Annotated in this window: 15 protein-coding genes; 10 read left to right on the top strand and 5 right to left on the bottom strand. The window is 64.6% G+C overall.

The window, feature by feature from the left end:
* The first annotated feature begins 1 nt into the window (after position 1).
* Both PPA02S_RS06600 and PPA02S_RS06595 read left to right on the top strand, forming a co-directional pair.
* Positions 2–1,018 (top strand): magnesium chelatase ATPase subunit I, encoded by a 1,017-nt coding sequence (locus PPA02S_RS06600; RefSeq protein WP_028633875.1) that lies wholly within the window; start codon positions 2–4, stop codon positions 1,016–1,018.
* Positions 1,019–1,128: 110 nt separating this feature from the next.
* On the top strand, positions 1,129–1,686 hold the full coding sequence (locus tag PPA02S_RS06595; RefSeq protein WP_028633876.1) for a vWA domain-containing protein: 558 nt from the start codon (positions 1,129–1,131) through the stop codon (positions 1,684–1,686).
* A 95-nt stretch (positions 1,687–1,781) separates the two neighbouring features.
* Here PPA02S_RS06595 and PPA02S_RS06590 read toward each other — a convergent pair whose 3' ends face one another.
* Positions 1,782–2,048, bottom strand: a complete 267-nt coding sequence (locus PPA02S_RS06590) for a hypothetical protein (protein WP_028633877.1) — start codon at positions 2,046–2,048, stop codon at positions 1,782–1,784.
* A 341-nt stretch (positions 2,049–2,389) separates the two neighbouring features.
* On the opposite strand from PPA02S_RS06590, the gene PPA02S_RS06585 reads away from it, so the two are divergent.
* Positions 2,390–3,712, top strand: a complete 1,323-nt coding sequence (locus PPA02S_RS06585; protein WP_028633878.1) for a sigma-54 dependent transcriptional regulator — start codon at positions 2,390–2,392, stop codon at positions 3,710–3,712.
* A 15-nt stretch (positions 3,713–3,727) separates the two neighbouring features.
* Here the strand turns inward: PPA02S_RS06585 and PPA02S_RS06580 are convergent, their stop codons facing one another.
* Positions 3,728–5,728 (bottom strand): peptidase U32 family protein, encoded by a 2,001-nt coding sequence (locus tag PPA02S_RS06580; protein ID WP_028633879.1) that lies wholly within the window; start codon positions 5,726–5,728, stop codon positions 3,728–3,730.
* 102 nt (positions 5,729–5,830) lie between these two features.
* Entirely contained in the window at positions 5,831–6,211 is a 381-nt protein-coding gene (locus PPA02S_RS06575) for a RidA family protein (RefSeq protein ID WP_028633880.1), read from the bottom strand.
* Positions 6,212–6,343: 132 nt separating this feature from the next.
* Here PPA02S_RS06575 and PPA02S_RS06570 point away from each other — a divergent pair, with 132 nt between their 5' ends.
* Together PPA02S_RS06570 and PPA02S_RS06565 are read left to right on the top strand one after the other, a co-directional pair.
* Positions 6,344–7,036, top strand: a complete 693-nt coding sequence (locus PPA02S_RS06570; protein WP_028633881.1) for a tRNA (adenine(22)-N(1))-methyltransferase — start codon at positions 6,344–6,346, stop codon at positions 7,034–7,036.
* Positions 7,037–7,061: 25 nt separating this feature from the next.
* On the top strand, positions 7,062–7,994 hold the full coding sequence (locus tag PPA02S_RS06565) for a LysR family transcriptional regulator (RefSeq protein ID WP_028633882.1): 933 nt from the start codon (positions 7,062–7,064) through the stop codon (positions 7,992–7,994).
* 18 nt (positions 7,995–8,012) lie between these two features.
* Here the strand turns inward: PPA02S_RS06565 and PPA02S_RS06560 are convergent, their stop codons facing one another.
* Positions 8,013–9,164 (bottom strand): acyl-CoA dehydrogenase family protein, encoded by a 1,152-nt coding sequence (locus tag PPA02S_RS06560; protein WP_028633883.1) that lies wholly within the window; start codon positions 9,162–9,164, stop codon positions 8,013–8,015.
* Positions 9,165–9,180: 16 nt separating this feature from the next.
* Positions 9,181–10,251, bottom strand: a complete 1,071-nt coding sequence (locus tag PPA02S_RS06555; protein ID WP_028633884.1) for an enoyl-CoA hydratase/isomerase family protein — start codon at positions 10,249–10,251, stop codon at positions 9,181–9,183.
* Positions 10,252–10,478: 227 nt separating this feature from the next.
* Here PPA02S_RS06555 and PPA02S_RS06550 point away from each other — a divergent pair, with 227 nt between their 5' ends.
* The 5 genes from PPA02S_RS06550 to qhpG all read left to right on the top strand — a co-directional run bounded on the left by PPA02S_RS06550 (position 10,479) and on the right by qhpG (position 17,557).
* Positions 10,479–11,870: a hypothetical protein gene (locus PPA02S_RS06550; RefSeq protein ID WP_154660076.1), complete on the top strand. Its 1,392-nt coding sequence runs from the start codon at positions 10,479–10,481 to the stop codon at positions 11,868–11,870.
* Between the two features lie 87 nt (positions 11,871–11,957).
* Positions 11,958–13,868 (top strand): sigma-54-dependent Fis family transcriptional regulator, encoded by a 1,911-nt coding sequence (locus PPA02S_RS06545; RefSeq protein ID WP_028633885.1) that lies wholly within the window; start codon positions 11,958–11,960, stop codon positions 13,866–13,868.
* A 3-nt stretch (positions 13,869–13,871) separates the two neighbouring features.
* Positions 13,872–15,605, top strand: a complete 1,734-nt coding sequence (locus tag PPA02S_RS06540) for an ABC transporter ATP-binding protein (RefSeq protein WP_028633886.1) — start codon at positions 13,872–13,874, stop codon at positions 15,603–15,605.
* Positions 15,595–16,272 (top strand): subtilisin-like serine protease QhpE, encoded by a 678-nt coding sequence (gene qhpE / locus PPA02S_RS06535; protein WP_028633887.1) that lies wholly within the window; start codon positions 15,595–15,597, stop codon positions 16,270–16,272. The genes PPA02S_RS06540 and qhpE overlap by 11 nt, the downstream gene beginning before the upstream one ends.
* A complete protein-coding gene (gene qhpG / locus PPA02S_RS06530) occupies positions 16,265–17,557 on the top strand; it encodes a flavin-dependent monooxygenase QhpG (RefSeq protein WP_028633888.1) in 1,293 nt (430 codons plus the stop codon). Before qhpE ends, qhpG begins: the two co-directional genes overlap by 8 nt.
* The last annotated feature ends 21 nt before the right edge of the window (positions 17,558–17,578 follow it).

Here is a 17,578-nt window from a genome sequence, read left to right as displayed (position 1 = left end):
AATGAGTGACCCCGTGCAATTTCCCCTGGCGGCCGTGGTGGGGGCCGACGACCTGAAGCTGGCCCTGTGCCTGACCGCCATCGACCCGAAGATCGGCGGCGTACTGATCGAAGGCCCGCGTGGCATGGCCAAGAGCACCCTGGCCCGTGGCCTGGCCGACCTGCTCGGTGAAGGGCCATTCGTGACGTTGCCGTTGGGTGCCAGTGAAGAGCGCCTGGTTGGCACGCTGGACCTCGATGCGGCACTGGGGCAGGGCAAGGCGCAGTTCTCGCCGGGCGTGCTGGCACAGGCCGACGGCGGCGTGCTGTACGTGGATGAAGTGAACCTGCTGCCCGACACCCTGGTGGACCTGCTGCTCGATGTGGCTGCCAGTGGCACCAACCGGGTCGAACGGGACGGTATCTCTCACCGCCACAGTGCCCGTTTCGTGTTGATCGGCACCATGAACCCGGAAGAAGGCGAGCTGCGGCCGCAGTTGCTCGACCGCTTTGGCCTGAACGTGGCCCTTGAAGGGTTGCCGGAGCCCCAGGCACGCCAGCAGATCATCCGCCGGCGCCTGGCATTCGACAGTGATCCGCAGGCTTTTTGCAGCCACTGGGCGCAGGCTCAGACGCAGTTGCGCGAGCGCTGCCAGGCGGCGCGACAGGCCCTGGCTGCTATCCCGCTTGACGACCACGCCCTGGCGCTGATTACCGAGCGCTGCTATGCCGCCGGGGTCGACGGCTTGCGTGCCGACCTGGTGTGGCTGCGGGCTGCCCGAGCGCACAGTGCCTGGCGGGGTGGCCAGGCCATAGAGCAGGTGGACATCGAGGCGGTCGCGGAATTTGCCTTGCGCCATCGCCGCCGCCACGCCCCCCAGGCCACCCCCCCCGCAGCGCCGGCGCCAGCGCAGCCTGAGGTGCCAGGCGCCAGCCAGCCTGGGGAAAAGGGCGGCCACGGGGATTGGGGCGCCTTGCCGCCCCAGCCTGTGGCGGCTGGGCCAAGGCGCGAGGTGCCGAACTGGGCAAAAAAGCCCTGAGCATCCGTCAATCACCTGCCCGGGTGGCGGATGCCGGCGCTGGTAAAGGGCAGCAGGCTGGCGCCAGCCGCGGCCGCGCCGTTGAGCGGGCCAGCGGCCGCGTTGCCTGGGTGCCGACGTTGCTCAAAGGCCGCCCGCGCAAACGTCAGGATGTGTGCTGGCAGGTACATCGGGGCAAGCCGGCTCAGCTGTGGCTGGTGATTGTGGACGCCTCTGCCTCAACCCGCCGAAACCAAGCACTGAGCCAGGCGAAAGGGGTACTGGCAACGCTTTTCGACCAGGCCTACCGCCAGCGTGCACGCCTTGCGCTGCTGACTGCCAGCGGCCACGCACCTCAGTGGCAACGTCACGGGCTGAAGGCCTCAGCAGCATTGCAACCCTGGCTACAGGCGCTGGGAGCTGGTGGCGGCACACCGTTACTACCCGCGCTGGAGCAGGCCAGACGATGGCTGATCGCCCGGCGGAAGGCCCACCCCAGCGAACAGGTGCGCTGCCTGGTGTTCACCGACGGGCGCCTGCAGCAGTGGCAAGCCGTGCAGCCGTTGCCCTGCAGCACCGTGTTGGTGGATATGGAAATAACAGCCGTACGGTTGGGGCGCGCGCAGCAATTGGCCTTGCAGTTGAATGCCGAGTATCAGCATATACAGGCCATGAACGTCATTAAGTAAGTGCGAGGGTGCGGCATCAAGTCGCAATAAGAAACGTGCAACTTTCAGAGGGGCAAGTGCGTGGTGGGTCCACGCACCTGTTCAGGCGGCCGGTATTACCGAGGCATTGACCACGGTTGCAGGCGATAGCCTTTTTCGCTGAGTTCGGCGCGCACTTCCTCGATCAGGCTGGCCCACTGGGCTTTATCGGAATAGGTGCGCGAGGATACTTGCTTGCTGCCGATACGGGCATTGGTGCGGTCAACCACGGCCAGGCTGAGTTCGCCTGTACCATTGGGGGCATCCCAGGCCACGCACTGGAAGGGTTCGAAGGCGTGGTCGGCAATCAGCAGTGCTTCGTTGACACGGAGCGGGGCATTCATGAGTCGGTCTCTCTGTGGTCGCAAACATCCAGGTGAAGTCCGCGTTGCTTCCAGGTCGCCTCAAGGATCGCGATATGCAGCGCGGGGTTATCAGTACTGATGCTCTGGTCGTGGGTTCAAGTCACACGTTTACAATAAAAAAGTTCACAGGCGTTTAATCAATCGATCACCTGCGCCCATGGGAGGGCGCTTTGAACAGAAAATTCCCGCCGTGCGATATAAAAAGCGCGGCCAGTAGACGGACGGTCATGGAAACCGTCAATTGAGTTGCTAGTGTTAATCGGGCGCCACAACTTGCTGTTTTATCTCAAAAAACCAAAACCTGGCGCCAAGGATCGGTCATGCAGCAACCCACCGCGCAACGCCGCTTGCTCATCGTCGACCCTTGCGAGGCATGCCATCAGCTGCTGCCCGGGCTGCGCGAAGCGGGTTGGGACGTCGACAGCTGTGTACTCGCCCAAGCCCAGGATCATCCGTGCGATGTGGGCTTGCTGCGCCTGGAGGCCTCGCACCTCAAGCAGCCAGATGCCGTAAAGGACATGATAAAGCGCAGCAATACCGAATGGATTGCGGTGCTGAGTGCCGAGCAACTGCGCATGCCGGCGTTCGGGGATTTTGTCTGCGAATGGTTTTTCGACTTCCACACCTTGCCCTTTGACGTCTCGCGGGTGCAGGTCATGCTGGGGCGGGCATTCGGCATGGCGCGGTTGCGCGGCAAGGGCGCCAACAAGGTTGACGACCCCAACGACGAACTCCTGGGGGAGAGCCGGCCCATCCGCGAGCTGCGCAAACTGCTGGGCAAGCTGGCACCCACCGAATCCCCCGTGCTGATCCGCGGCGAAAGCGGCACGGGTAAGGAACTGGTGGCGCGTACACTGCACCGTCAGTCGCAACGCAGCGAACAACCGTTCATTGCCATCAATTGCGGCGCTATCCCCGAGCACCTGATCCAGTCCGAGCTGTTTGGCCACGAGAAGGGCGCGTTCACCGGCGCCCACCAGCGCAAGGCGGGGCGTATCGAGGCGGCCAACGGTGGCACGCTGTTTCTGGACGAGATCGGCGACCTGCCGCTGGAGCTTCAGGCCAACCTGCTGCGTTTTTTGCAGGAAAAACACATCGAACGCGTCGGCGGCAGCCAACCGATCCCAGTGGATGTGCGGGTGCTGGCGGCCACCCACGTGGACCTGGAAAAGGCCATTGAGCTGGGTCGCTTTCGTGAAGACCTGTACTACCGGCTGAACGTGCTGCAGGTGATCACGGCGCCCCTGCGTGACCGGCATGGCGACCTGCCAATGCTGGCCAACCACTTTGCCCATTTCTACAGCCTGGAAACCGGCCGCCGGCCACGCTCGTTCAGCGAACACGCACTGGCTGCCATGGGGCAGCATGACTGGCCAGGCAACGTGCGTGAACTCGCCAACCGGGTGCGTCGCGGCCTGGTGTTGGCTGAAGGCCGGCAGATAGAAGCACAGGACCTGGGGTTGCAGGCCCAGGGGCAGCAGCAACCGCTGGGCACGCTGGAGGAATACAAGCACAGGGCCGAGCGGCAGGCCCTGTGCGATGTGCTCGACCGCCACAGTGACAACCTGAGCGTGGCGGCGAAGGTACTGGGTGTTTCACGGCCTACCTTTTACCGCCTGTTGCACAAGCACCAGATACGCTGAGTGCCGCCTGGGCCCTTAGTGGGGGGCGCGCACGATGGTTTTGAGCAGGTCCTCAGGGCTGATGTGCCCGACCACTTGCGACACGGCGCTGCCAGGGGTTGGCAGGTCGATGATGTGGTTTTTCATCTTGCCGATGACATGCATCTCGCAGGGTTTGCAGTCGAACTTGAGCGTCAGTACTTCGTCGCCCTGAATCAGTTGCATGGGCGCCACCTTGGTGCGCACACCGGTGACACCCTTGGCCTGCTTGGGGCACAGGTTGAACGAGAAGCGCAGGCAGTGCTTGGTGATCATCACCGGTACCTCGCCGTGCTCCTCGTGGGCCTCGTACGCGGCATCGATCAGTTGCACGCCGTGACGGTGATAGAAGTCCCGGGCCTTCTGGTTGTACACGTTGGCCAGGAACGACAGGTGCGACTCGGGGTAGACCGGTGGCGGCGTGGTCTCGGGCTTGCGGTAGCCATGGGGGTGAGCCTGGATGCGCAGCGTGGTCAATGCCTCGATGGCCTCGCGGCGCAGCGCCTTGAGCTGCGAATTGGGGATGAAGTACGCCTGCGGGGCGTCCAGCTCGATGCTGTCGGCGTGGTACAGGGTGGTCCCCAACTGACCCAGCAGATCGTGCAACTGATCCAGTGCCTGCTGGGGCTTGTTGGCCGGGCCGAACGGGCCATCCAGCGTCACGTACGCACTGACGCCTTCTTCGCTGGTCACCACCAGCGTCAGGCACTGTTCGCGCAACACCGCCTGCCAGCGCACGCCAATGCGGCGTTCGGCAGAGGTGCGCTGCAGGGCCTGCTGCCAGTTGTGGTCCAGGTTGCGCGACAGCGGGTGATTAGGCCTGAGCTTGTGCAGGCCTTCGGGCATCTCGTTGGGTTCAACACGGTAACGGTAGCGGGTATGGCCGTCTTCCTCGAACTGGCCACGGGGCTCGGCGATATTGGCCCGGAACCCGACCACCTCGCGCTTGACCAGCACATTCAGGCCGTCGCCATTGGTCAGCGGTACGTCGGTAACCACCTGCAGGTCGCGCTTGCCGACCTTTTCCACCACGCCAACTGGCAGGCCGGTGAAGGTGGGCGAATCGAAGGCACCGATATCGACCTTGCGGTCGGTGACGAAGTAGTCGGTGCTGCCGCGGTGGAAGGTCTTGTCCGGGTCAGGGATGAAGAAGTGCTCGGTGCGGCCGCTGGAGGCGCGGGCCAGGCCTGGGCGATCTTCCAGAATGGCGTCGAGTTCCTTGCGGTAGTGGGCGGTGATGTTCTTCACATAGCCCATGTCCTTGTAGCGGCCTTCGATCTTGAACGAGCGCACGCCCGCATCCACCAGGTCGCGCAGGTTGGCGGTCTGGTTATTGTCCTTCATCGACAACAGGTGCTTCTCGAAGGCTACTACCCGGCCCTGATCATCCTTGAGCGTGTAGGGCAGGCGGCAGGCCTGGGAGCAGTCGCCACGGTTGGCACTGCGACCGGTCTGGGCATGGGAAATATTGCACTGGCCAGAGAACGCCACACACAGGGCGCCGTGGATGAAGAACTCGATGGCGGCATCGGTCTCGGCGGCGATGGCGCGGATTTGCTGCAGGTTCAGCTCGCGGGCCAGCACCAGTTGCGAGAAGCCGGCCTGGTCGAGGAAGCGCGCGCGCTCCAGGGTGCGGATGTCGGTCTGTGTGCTGGCGTGCAGCTCGATCGGTGGGATGTCCAGCTCCATCACCCCCAGGTCCTGCACGATCAGGGCGTCGACGCCGGCGTCGTACAGCTGGTGGATCAGCGCACGTGCAGGTTCCAGTTCGTTGTCGTGAAGGATGGTGTTGATGGTGGTGAACACGCGTGCGTGATAACGGTGCGCGAACTCGACCAGTTGGGCGATATCGGCGACCTCGTTACAGGCATTGTGGCGTGCGCCGAAGCTTGGGCCGCCGATATAGATGGCATCCGCGCCATGCAGGATCGCTTCACGGGCAATGGCCACGTCGCGGGCAGGGCTGAGCAGTTCCAGGTGATTCTTGGGAAGGGACATGTCGTTATGGTTTCGGGCTGTCACGGTTAGGCGCGCATTGTAGCGGCGAAACCGCCGGGCGGCACCCTTGGCCTGCCCGGAGGTGCATTGGCCGTGCGCAGGTCAGCGCTTGGCGGCCATTGCCGTCACTTCCACCCGCATGCCGTCGAAGGCCAGGGCGGCAACGCCCACGGCGGCGCGCACAGGCCAGGGTTTGCTGAAGAAACGCTGGTACACCTCGTTGAAGGCGGCGCGGTCGGCCATGTCGGTCAGGTAGATGGTCAGGTGCAGCACGCGGTCCATGCCGCTGCCGGCGTTCTCCAGTGCCACTTTCAGGGCCTGCAGCGTGCATTCGCTTTGCTCGACGATGCTGCCCAGTGCCAGGCTGCCGTCCGGGTGGGTAGGGATTTGGGTGGTCACCAGCACGCCGTTGTACTCGGCTACGTCGGACGAGATGGCGTCTGCATCCGGGTCCGGGGTGTAGGTGATATCTGCGTTTGCCATGGTCAGGTTTGCCTTGCGACGGTGGAAAACAGCAAGCGTACGCCACCCGGCCGTTCGGGTCGAGGTGGCCCCCGTGTTTGAATTACGGGGCGTTCACCGGCAGAATCGCGCCCCACTGCAAAGGGGTTGACCGTGAACGAACACACATTGTCCATGCGCCTGGAACGGGTTGCCGCCTACGTGCCACAAGGCGCGCGCCTGGCCGACATCGGGTCGGACCACGGCTACCTGCCCGTGGCGCTGATGCGCCGCGGGCTCATCGCCTGTGCGGTGGCCGGTGAAGTCGCGCCCACGCCGTATGCGTCTGCCCAGCGTAATGTGCGCAAGCACGGCTTGCAGGCGCACATCGCCGTGCGGCTGGCCGACGGCCTGGCAGCCATCGAAGCGGATGACAGGGTGTCGGTGATCAGCCTGTGCGGCATGGGCGGTGAGACCATGTGCGAGATTCTGCAGGCCGGTAAGGCGCGGCTTGCGGGTGTGACACGCCTGGTGCTGCAGCCCAACGGTGCAGAGCCTGAACTGCGCCAGTGGCTGATGGGCAATGGTTACCGCATCGTGGCCGAAGAGGTGCTGCGCGAGAACCGCTTTGATTACGAAATCATCGTCGCCGAGCCGGGTGCGGCAACTTACAGCCCTGAACAGCTGTATTTCGGCCCGCTGCTGATGCAGGAGAAGGGCCCGGCATTTCGGGTGAAATGGCAGCGCATGCTGAAACAGAAACAGCAGACCTTGGCTAATTTCCAGCGGGCCCGTGACACTGTGCCTTTGGCCAAGGTCGAAGCGTTCAACCAGCAGGCCACCTGGATCACTCAGGTGCTGGCCTGAATCCCCCCTTCTGAGGAGCGCCCCCATGGACATGCTGCAGGCCATGCGTACCTTCACCCGGGTGGTGGAGTGCGGCAGTTTCGCGGCGGCGGCCACCGCGCTGGACATCTCCGCTGCCCAGGTTTCGCGGATCGTCGCCGAGCTTGAGAACCAGTTGCAGACACGGCTGTTGCACCGGACCACCCGGCGCTTGCGCATGAGTGAGGCAGGTGAGCGGTTTCTGGAGCGCGCCCGGCAGATCCTACAACTGACCGAGGAAGCCATGGGCGAAGCGCGCGGGGCGCACCTGATGCCCCGCGGGCGTTTGCGCCTGCATTGCCCCCATGGGCTGGGCTTGCTGCTGATGCCCCTGGTGGCCGGCTACAACGCGCTGTGCCCGGAGGTGGTGGTTGAACTGACCTTGTCCCAGCGCAACCCGGACCCGCTCGCCGAAGGCCACGACGTGGTCATCACCGTGGACCAGGCCTTGCCCGACTCGCAGTTGATCGCCGTACCGCTGGGCACCATCTTCAGCATCGCCTGCGCGGCGCCGGGTTACCTGCAGGCCCACGGCGTGCCTAACCGGCCTGAGGACCTGCATGGGCATCGCTGCCTGCGCATGGCGTACCCGTTGTACGAAGGCGACTGGGTGTTTACCCAAGGCGAGGAGCAGTGCGTCATCGCCCCGCAAGACAGCTTCCAGACGAACGTCGCGGACGCCATGCTGGTCGCTGCCGAGCTAGGCATGGGTATTGGCCTGCTGCCGTTCTACACCGCCAGCCAGGCCATCGAGCAGGGGCGCCTGCGCCGGGTACTGGCGCCCTACAGGTTGCGCGAAAATGCGTTGTACGCCATCTACCCATCGCGCCATTACCTGGATGCCAAGGTACGCACCTGGATCGATTACCTGAAAGAGCAACTGCCCGCGTTGTTCGAGGGGCACGCCCGCGTAGTAGACGATGCAAGGTACTGGCAATAACCTGGCGGCAAGCGCGCTTCAGAGGGGGTAATGCTTCAATTCCCGCGCAATCAGCATGCGCTGAATCTCGCTTGACCCTTCATAAATTTGCGTAATGCGCGCATCGCGGTAATGGCGCTCCACCGGGTAATCCTCAAGGTACCCATAGCCACCGTGCACCTGGATAGCCTTCGAACACACCCGCTCGGCCATTTCCGAGGCGAACAGCTTGGCCTGCGAGGCTTCCGACAAGCAGGGCTTGCCTGCGCTGCGCAGGCGGGCGGCATGCAGGATGAGCAAGCGGGCGGCGTTGATCTGCACCTGCATGTCGGCCAGCAGGTTGGCAATGCTCTGGTGTTCGTTGATCGGCTTGCCAAACTGCACGCGCTCACGGGCGTAGGCCAGGGCCGCCTCGAACGCCGCGCGAGCGATACCCAGTGCCTGGGCGGCGATGCCGATGCGCCCGCCCTCCAGGTTTGACAACGCGATCGCCAACCCCTTGCCTCGCTCGCCCAACAGGTTGGCTGCAGGAATGCGGCATTGTTCGAAGGTGACCGCGCAGGTATCGGACGCACGGATGCCCATCTTGTGCTCACTGCGGTCTACCTTGAACCCTGGGTTGTCCGTTGGTACCAGAAATGCCGACAGGCCCTTCTTGCCAAGCTCCGGGTCAGTGACCGCGAACACGATGGCCAGGCCCGCGCGCCGCGCATTGCTGACAAACTGCTTGGCACCGTTGATCACCCACTGGCCGTCTACCAGCTCTGCCCGGGTGCGCAGGTTATGCGCTTCAGACCCAGCCTGTGGTTCGGTCAGGCAGAAGCAGCCGATGACTTCGCCACTGGCCAGGCGCGGCAACCAGTGCTGTTGCTGCTCATCGGTGCCGTAGGCCAGCAGCGGCCCGCAACCCACCGAGTTGTGGATGCTCATCATCGCGCCCGTGGCGCCGCACCCTGCGGATATTTCCTCCACCGCCAGCGCGTAGGCCACGTAATCGGTGTAACTGCCGCCAAAGGTTTCAGGTACCACCATGCCCAACAGGCCCAGCTCACCCATGTTGCGCACCACACCGTCATCGATCCAGCCGGCCTTTTCCCACGCCTGGGCATGGGGGGCGAGCTCGCCCCGGGCGAAATCCCGGGCCATGTCGCGGATCATGACTTGTTCTTCGCTCAGTTCCACATCTTGCATGTGCGTGCTCCCAGGCTCACAGGCCTTCGAAGAATTGGTCGACACGCTGGCGCTGCAGCTCCTGCAGGGTCGGCGGGTTCCAGCGGGGCTGCTTGTCCTTGTCGATGATCAGGGCGCGGACCCCTTCGATGATGTCGCCATGCTGGAACCACTGGCGGTCCAGGTGCAGTTCCATGGCGAAGCAGTCTTCCAGCGAGCAGTGGCGGGCCCGGCGCAGCATCTCCAGGGTTACCGCCATGGCCAGTGGGGAGCGGCTATCCAGCACATCCGCCGTGGCCAGCGCCCACGCATGGCTGTCGCCGATGCTGACCGTGCGCAGCTGCTCGACGATGGCCTGCAGGTCCGGCAGGGCAAAGAAGTGGTCGATCACTGGCCGCAGCTGCGCCAAGGGCGCACCGTCCACTGCCTGAGTGCCAAGGCTCGCCAGCAGGCTCTGCAGGTCTTTGAGCGGGTGGTCGCCAAAGCGCAGCGTGTCCAGACCTTGTTGCAGTGCGGTGAGCGCGTCGCTGTGGACGTACCAGTTTGCCAGGCCGCAATAGAGGGCGTCTGCGGCCTGGATCTGGTTGCCGCTTACGCCCAGGTACGTGCCCAGTTCGCCAGGGAGGCGCGAAAGGAAGTAGCTGCCGCCCACATCGGGGAAGTAGCCAATACCCACTTCCGGCATACCCAGGCGGCTACGCTCCGTGACCACACGCAGGTCGCAGCCTTGGGCCAGGCCCATACCACCGCCCAAGGTGAAACCGTCCATCAAGACCAGGGTCGGTTTGCGGTAACGGTGGATGACCAGGTCCAACGCATACTCTTCGACGAAAAACGCTTCGTGCAGGGTGTCACCTGCCTTGAAGCTGTCGTACAGCGAACGGATGTCCCCGCCCGCACAAAACCCTTTAGGGCCCTCGCCATTGAGCACCACCGCGACCACTTCGGGGTCGTCTGCCCACAGGTCCAGTTGCCGGCGCAGGCTGCGCACCATGTCCAGGGTCAGGGCGTTGAGGCCAGAGGGGCGGTTCAGTGTGAGATGGCCGACCCGGTTGCGTACTTCGGCCAGCACAGGCTCGGAAGCCGAAGCGTGAGTGTCTGGAAGCATTGCGTTCTCCCTGCTTTGTTATTGATTTCCATGTGAAAACTGGAGTTCGCTGGAGGATCACAGAATCCTGTCATGCGAATTTGCCCTGCACAATCGACAATTGTGCAGGGCCAACGTGCATTTTTGCGGCTCGCCTGGCAGTTCTGCCAGTAGCCCGGTCGTGACGACTCGGGCAAACATCATCGCACCGGGGTTTCTATCCCAACTTCATACGGGGGCCTGATGCGATGCGCAAAAATCCACTACTTGCCAAGACACTGTTCGGCATGAGCCTTACAGCGCTGGTCTCTGCCACGGGGGCTTCGGCCGCACCACAGGCCGGGGCCCAAGCCGCAGACACAGGGGCGCCGGTGACGCCCCTGACCGGCTTCCTGAACCAGCGTGGGCGTGAGTCAGTCGATCAACTCAGGACGTGGTACGACGCGGTTGCCGATGACTGTGGTGGGCCCAGCAAGCCTGCCTACCTGTGCAGCGGCATCCATGTGCGGACCACGACCACCAGTACTCAGTTTTTGCCGTGGGAACCCACCCGGAGCCAGTTGACGAAGGGCAGCGTGGCGTTCTCTTGGCTACGCCAGGACAACAACTTCGGCAAACCCTTTGGCAACCATAACGGCCTGATCCTGCCGCCCGTGCAGGCTGTGCCGCCCGGCAAGAACAACAAGCTGGAGGTGCTGTGCAGCTTCCCGATCAACGCCAACACTAACCAGCGCCCCAGCTTGCACGGGTGCGGCCCTATTACCGGTTACGAAACCACCACGGCCAGCTGCCAGACCCTGGGCGTGTCGACGGCACAGCAATGGCTTGAACGTTACCCCAACGCCGGTAACTACCGAGTGTGCGGGTGGGACATGCGCGAGCCTTCGCAGCCACCCGCCAAGGCTTTCCAAACTGCCATACAAGCACGCGCCGGGCTGGCGGATGCGTTGTGGCATGTCAACAACGAGGTCTTGCTCCCTGTATGGAGCGCAGGCAGTGGGGGTGAGCTTCCGATACAGGCGTTCTTTTTTGTCAGCGGCGAATCCCAGGCACTGGTCAAGGCGCAGTTCGACCAGATCCGTTACTACCAGGCGTACCAGCAGTTGGTACCGGTCGTCAGCCTGGCGTTCCCCTCGGCCAAGGGTGGCGTGATGACCTTCGGCTATGACGCTGATGGGCAGGCGGTCGGGCGCCCAACGCCGCTTCCCGACATTGATTTCGAGCACCTTGCCGTAGGTGATGTCGCCAAGGTCACGGTAGACGAGGTGGTATTCGATATGGGCCCTCGCAGGCAGGGCGTCAGTGATGCGGCCCATGACAGCGGCGGCCTGATTGCGGGTAAACACCTGCAGGCGGACGGCACCATCACCTTTTCGTTGCCCGGGGCGGGCCGTCGCCTGGTCAGTTTCTCCTGGGGCAGCAACAGCTATACGGGGTTGGGCCTGAGCATCTCAGGCGAGCAGATTGAGCTTTCAGAGGATGACGCGGGCCCCATGCGTTACGGTCGGCAGGAGCTGATCATTGAAGGCCCAGAGGTGTTCACGCTGACTGTGGACTCTACAGAGGACGATTCGCTGCTGGTGCTGGACAACCTGAAAGTCGAGAAACTGCCGGATCACCCGCTGGCCCCATCCGCCTGATGACGGTTTGCCATTTATCGCGCACACTGCATGAAAAATTCCCAAGCCCGTTCCCCGCCGCTCGGCGGGGCACAGCCGGAGTAGCACATGGCGCGACAATCCATAACAAACGCCCAAGACGCACTTCACGAAACCCGCCAGGCCCGTTTGAAACTGGCCAGCGAAGGCGAGCTGCCGCTGGGCATGCTGCGCGAAGAGATCGACGCCTCGTGGCGTCGAAGCCTTGGCCATGGGCTCAGTTGCCTGCAAGGCGAGCAGGTGGGCCTGGGCCTGCAGCAGGGGCAGGACCTGCGCGCGTTGCTCGAACGCAACCGCCTGCTGCTGGACGCAGTTACCCCTGAACTGGACTACCTGGTTGCCCGCCAGGGCAAAGGTGGCATCGTCATCCTCGGCGATGCCCAGGCCAACGTGCTGGCCATCGAAGGGCAGACCCATGTGCTGAGCCGTGAAGGCCTGCGCGACCTGCACCCGGGCAGTTGCTGGAGCGAGTCCTTGCGCGGTACCAATGCCATTGGTACTGCCGTGGTGGAGGGCCGCCCGACGCTGATCAACTGCGGCGAACACTACCTGGACCGCCTCAGCCCTTTCTCCTGCACCTCTGTGCCCCTGCGTGACCCCGGTGGCGAGGTGATCGGTGTGCTGGACATCACCCGTGAAGGGGTCATGGCGCAACCGCAGGACAACCTGACCGCACTGATGCTGGCTGCTGGCACCATCGAGAGCCGGCTGTTCGGCCTGTGTCACCCGGGCCATCTGGTACTTGGGTTTCACGCCCGTGCGCAGTACCTCAACAGCGCCTGGCATGGCTTGCTGGCGCTGAACCTGGAGGGCGAGGTGGTCGGGGTAAACGACAACGCCTGCCAGTTGATGCGCATGTCGCGCCAGGAAGTGATCGGCAGGCGCACCAGCGACCTGCTGGGGGAGCGCTCCCCAGCCTTTATTGCACGCCTGTGGCAAGGCGGCGTGAGCAGTGTGCAAACGGCCAAAGGCGAGTTTTTCGTGCGTGCCCTGCAACTGCCCCGTCATGGGCGGGTAACGGGTCACTCGCTGCCAGGCAAACCGGCCCAGCCCACCCAGGCCCCCGGGCTTGAGGCCTTGGCCGGCGCTGATTCGCGCCTGGCCCGCAACCTGCGCATGGCCCGGCAAGGCCTCGGCAATGGCTTACCGGTGCTGCTGCTGGGTGAGACTGGCACCGGCAAGGAGGTCGCCGCACGCGCCCTGCATCACGCCAGTTCACGTGCCGACAAGGCATTCGTGGCAGTCAACTGCGCGGCCATCCCTGAAGGGCTGATCGAGTCGGAACTGTTCGGCTACCGCGAGGGGGCCTTCACCGGCTCGCGGCGCGGCGGCATGGTCGGGCGGCTGATGCAGGCGCATGGGGGTACTTTGTTTCTGGACGAGATCGGCGACATGCCCCTGGCCTTGCAGGCCCGCCTGTTGCGGGTGCTGCAAGAGCGGCGGGTGGCACCGCTGGGTGCCGGTGACGAGCAGGACATCGACGTTGCGTTGATCTGCGCGACCCACCGCGATCTCAAGCGCCTGGTCCACGACCAGCGCTTTCGCGAAGACCTGTACTACCGGGTCAATGGCGTGTCGCTGCGCCTGCCGGCCCTGCGCGAACGCGAAGACCTTACCGCGATCATCCAGCAGGTGCTGGACAAGTGCGAGGCTGCGGCCGTCACCCTCGACCCCGCGCTCGACGCAGTGCTGCATGGCTACGACTGGCCGGGCAACATTCGCCAGCTGGAGATGGTGTTGCGCACGGCGCTGGCCATGCGCGAACCGGGTGAACAGGTGTTGACCCTCGACCACCTGACCGATTGCCTGCTGGAAGAACTGGCCAGTGCCAACCCGCCGTCAGGCAGCCTGAAAGATAACGAACTGGAGCTGATTCGCAGCGCACTGGCCCGCCACCAGGGCAACGTTTCGGCCGCTGCCGAGGCACTGGGCATCAGCCGGGCGACCTTGTACCGCAAGCTCAAAGCCCTGCGTTGCTGAGCCGTGGGCAACCTGTTCGCAAGGCTGGTGGAGTCCAGCGACCCCGTACTGATGCGCCAGGCCCTGGCTTGGTTGTACAGCTTCGTGCGGCCACATGGCCGCGCCATCGGCGTGCTGCTGGGCCTCTCGCTGAGCGCCTCGCTGCTGGCCCTGATGCAACCCTGGCTGGTCAAGACGCTGATCGACGAGGGCCTGCTGGCGCGGGATTACCCGACGCTTTGGCACATTGCCGCCATCATGATCATCACGGGCCTGTTGGGTACGGTGCTGGCCGGGGTCAACCGCTACCTGCACACGCGGTTGTCCGGGCGCATCCTGTTCGCGCTGCGTGACGACCTTTACCGCCATTTGCAGCAGTTGTCGCCCACCTTCTACGGGCGCCGGCGCATGGGCGATATCCTGTCGCGCCTGGATGGCGATGTGGCGGAGATCCAGCGTTTTGCCGTGGACTCGTTGTTCTCGGCGCTGTCGGCTGTGATCGGCCTGGTAGGTGCGGTGGCCCTGATGCTGATGCTGTCATGGCAGCTGTCACTGCTGCTGGCCCTGCTGGTGCCGATAGAAGTGCTGTGGCTGCGGTGGATGCGGCGCAAGGTTGAGCGTGAAGTACGCAACCTGCGTGAACGCTCTGCCGATGTGTCATCGTTCCTGGTCGAAACCCTGCCGGCGATGAAGTTCATCCAGGCGGCCGGCCAGCAAAGCCGTGAGGCCGGGCGGCTCGACCAGTTGGGCAAAGGGTACATGAGCCAGCTGCTGAAGGTGCAGGTCACCGAATTCTTCACCCAGGCGATCCCCGGCACGCTGACGTCATGGTGCCGCGCCTGCGCGTTTCTGGTGGGGGGCTGGTGGGTGATTCAGGGCACGTGGCAGCTGGGTGCGCTGATCGCCTTTTCCACCTACATGGGTATGGCGGTGGGCCCCGTGCAGAGCCTGCTGGGGTTGTACGTGGCGGTGCAGCGCATGGCTGTGAGCCTGGGCCGGGTGATGGAGCTGAAGCAGGAGGCTGTGGCTGTGCTTCCTGCGCGCCACCCCCGGCCCATGCCTGATGGCCCTGGCGAGCTGCGGCTTGAGGGTGTGAGCTTTGCCCACCAAGGGCGTCACGGCGCCGTGCTGGACGGTGCGCACGTGTGCATACCGGCCGGTATGAAAGTGGCCATCAGTGGCCCATCGGGGGTGGGCAAATCGACCCTGATCGACCTGCTGCAGCGTTTCTACGACCCGGACGCGGGCCGTATTCTGCTGGATGGCGCGGACCTGCGCGATCTGGACCTTGCTGCCCTGCGCAGGCGGGTGGCCGTGGTCAGCCAGGACATCGTGCTGTTTCGCGGAACCCTGGCACAGAACCTGGCCTATGGCGTGCCTGAGGCGTCCCGCGCCGAACTGGAGCGGGTGGTACACCTGGCACGCCTGGGTAGCCTGGTTGACAGCCTGCCGCAGGGCCTGGACAGCCTGCTGGGCGAGCGTGGCCAGCAGTTGTCTGGCGGCCAGAAGCAGCGCATTGCCATCGCCCGCGCAGTGTTGCAGGCGCCCGCTATTCTGGTGCTGGACGAGGCCACCTCGGCGGTGGACGAAGCCACCGAGCGCGAAGTGATCACCGCGATCGACCAGCTGTTTGCGGGCCGCACGCGCATTTTGATCAGCCATCGGGCATCGACATTGGCCGATGCCGACCTGCACGTGCAGTTGCGTGATGGCCAATTGGAGGTTCTTTTGCAGGAGGCAGCAAAGCATGACAACTGAGGTACGTATGGGTGTGATCGACAGCGGCTGCTCGCCCGCTCAGGCACAGGGCCTGCTGGCCACACGCCGTTTCTGGCTGGAGCGGGCCGACTTGCGTGACGCTGAAATGGCCGTTGACCAACTGGGGCACGGCACGGCTGTGCTCGCGGCCGTACAGCGCGAGGCCCCGGGGGTGTCGCTGCTGATGGCCCAGGTGTTCGACACCCAGCCCAGCACCAGTGCCCTGCAAGTGGCAGCTGCCTTGCTGTGGCTGGTAGAGCAGGGCGCAACGGTGATCAACCTGAGCCTTGGCCTGCAACAGGACCGGCCCGTGCTGCGCGAAGCCTGCGCCGAGGCCCAGGCGGCAGGCGTGTTGTTGTGTGCATCGAGCCCCGCCCGCGGGGCGCCGGTTTACCCGGCCAGTTACCCCGGGGTGATCCGCGTGACCGGGGATGCCCGCTGCGCCCCTGGCCAGTGGTCATGGTTGGGTAGCCGTCAGGCGGATTTTGGCGGCCATGTGGGCAGTGGTGCTGCCGCAGGTGCCAGCTTGGGTTGCGCTGCGTTGAGCGGCAGGGTTGCGGCGCTGCTGCGTGATGAGCCTGGCATGCACCCTCAGCAGGTGCGGGACTGGTTGCGCAGCCAGGCGGCCTTCAAGGGGCCGGAGCGGCGAGGCGCCAGGCATGCATGAGCCCCGCATCCTCGTGCTGGGTGCAGGCCCTGCGGGGGCTGCCACCGCCATTGGCCTTGGTCGCCTGGGCTACCCGGTAACGGTCGTGTCTGAGTGGCGCCGTTTCTCGGCAGTGGAGGGTGTGTCGCAGCGGGTGCTGGAAGGTTTGCGCCATGCAGGTTTGGGCGGTGCGTTGAGCCAGGCTGCCACGCCGGCTACCCGACAGGTGCACTGGAACGGCCAGCACTTGCAGATGAACCAGGAGTACCTGCTGGACCGGCAACGTTTTGACCATGCCCTGCGCGATGACCTTCTGCAGGCCGGCATCAGGGTTATCGAAGGCCGGGCGCGGCAGATCGAGCACGACGTCAGCTACCAGGTTCACCTGGATGACCGCCGGGTGCTGGAGGCCGATTTCCTGGTAGAAGCCCGTGGCCGACAAGCCCCCCTGGCGGCGGACCGCCTGCGTGGCCCTGAAACGGTCAGCCTGCTGGCGAGCTGGCAGGGTGCCCCTGGCGAGCCTGCTTCGGCGATAGAAAGCCTGGACGGCGGCTGGGCATGGATGGCGCGGCTGGCGGATGGGCGCAGTTACTGGCAGGTCACCCAGGACGCCGAAAACCTGCCAGCCAAGGTAGCCTTGGCCGGCTACTGCGCGGAGTTGCGTGAGCGCAGCGCGCTGGCGGCGGAGCTGTTTGGTACCCAGGCATCGCTGGCGGCGCCCGTCCATGCTCGCAGCAGCACGCCTATACTGGCAGGTGATTGCGTAGGCAGGGACTGGATCCGGGTGGGTGATGCCGCAATGGCCGTGGACCCGCTGTCTGGCAATGGGATCTTCCAATCCCTGTCTTCGGCACTGCAGGCGCCGATGGTGATCAACACCCTCCTGCGCAGGCCAGGGCGGGCAGGGCTGGCCTGCCAGTTTCACCAACAGCGTGTGGCACAGTTGTTCATGCGTTTCGCGCGTACCGGCCGTGACTTCTACGCGCAGGAACAGGGCCGCAGCGGGCAGCCATTCTGGGGCCGGCGCCAGGGCTGGCCCGACACCCAGCCACTGCACCTGGCAGCGGACGACCAGGCGGTGCAGGTGGTGCGCCGGCCAGTACTGTGTGACGGGCTGGTGGAGGAGGCGGAGGTGGTGGTAACAGCGGACCAACCGCTGGGTATCTGGCACCTGCAGGGGGTGCCCTTGGCCCCGATCGTGCGGGCGGTGCAGGCGGGCGAAGGGCTGGATGCCGTTCTGGCGGGGCTTGCACACCACCAGCGGCTGCAGGTGATGCGATGGCTGCGCGAACAGCGCATCGCCTGAGCTGCCTGGGCCCGTTTTGCC

Source organism: Pseudomonas parafulva NBRC 16636 = DSM 17004 (assembly GCF_000730645.1).
Lineage (GTDB): Bacteria > Pseudomonadota > Gammaproteobacteria > Pseudomonadales > Pseudomonadaceae > Aquipseudomonas > Aquipseudomonas parafulva.
The sequence above is the reverse complement of the archived record's forward strand: the minus strand, read 5'-3'. Positions and strand labels throughout refer to the sequence as shown.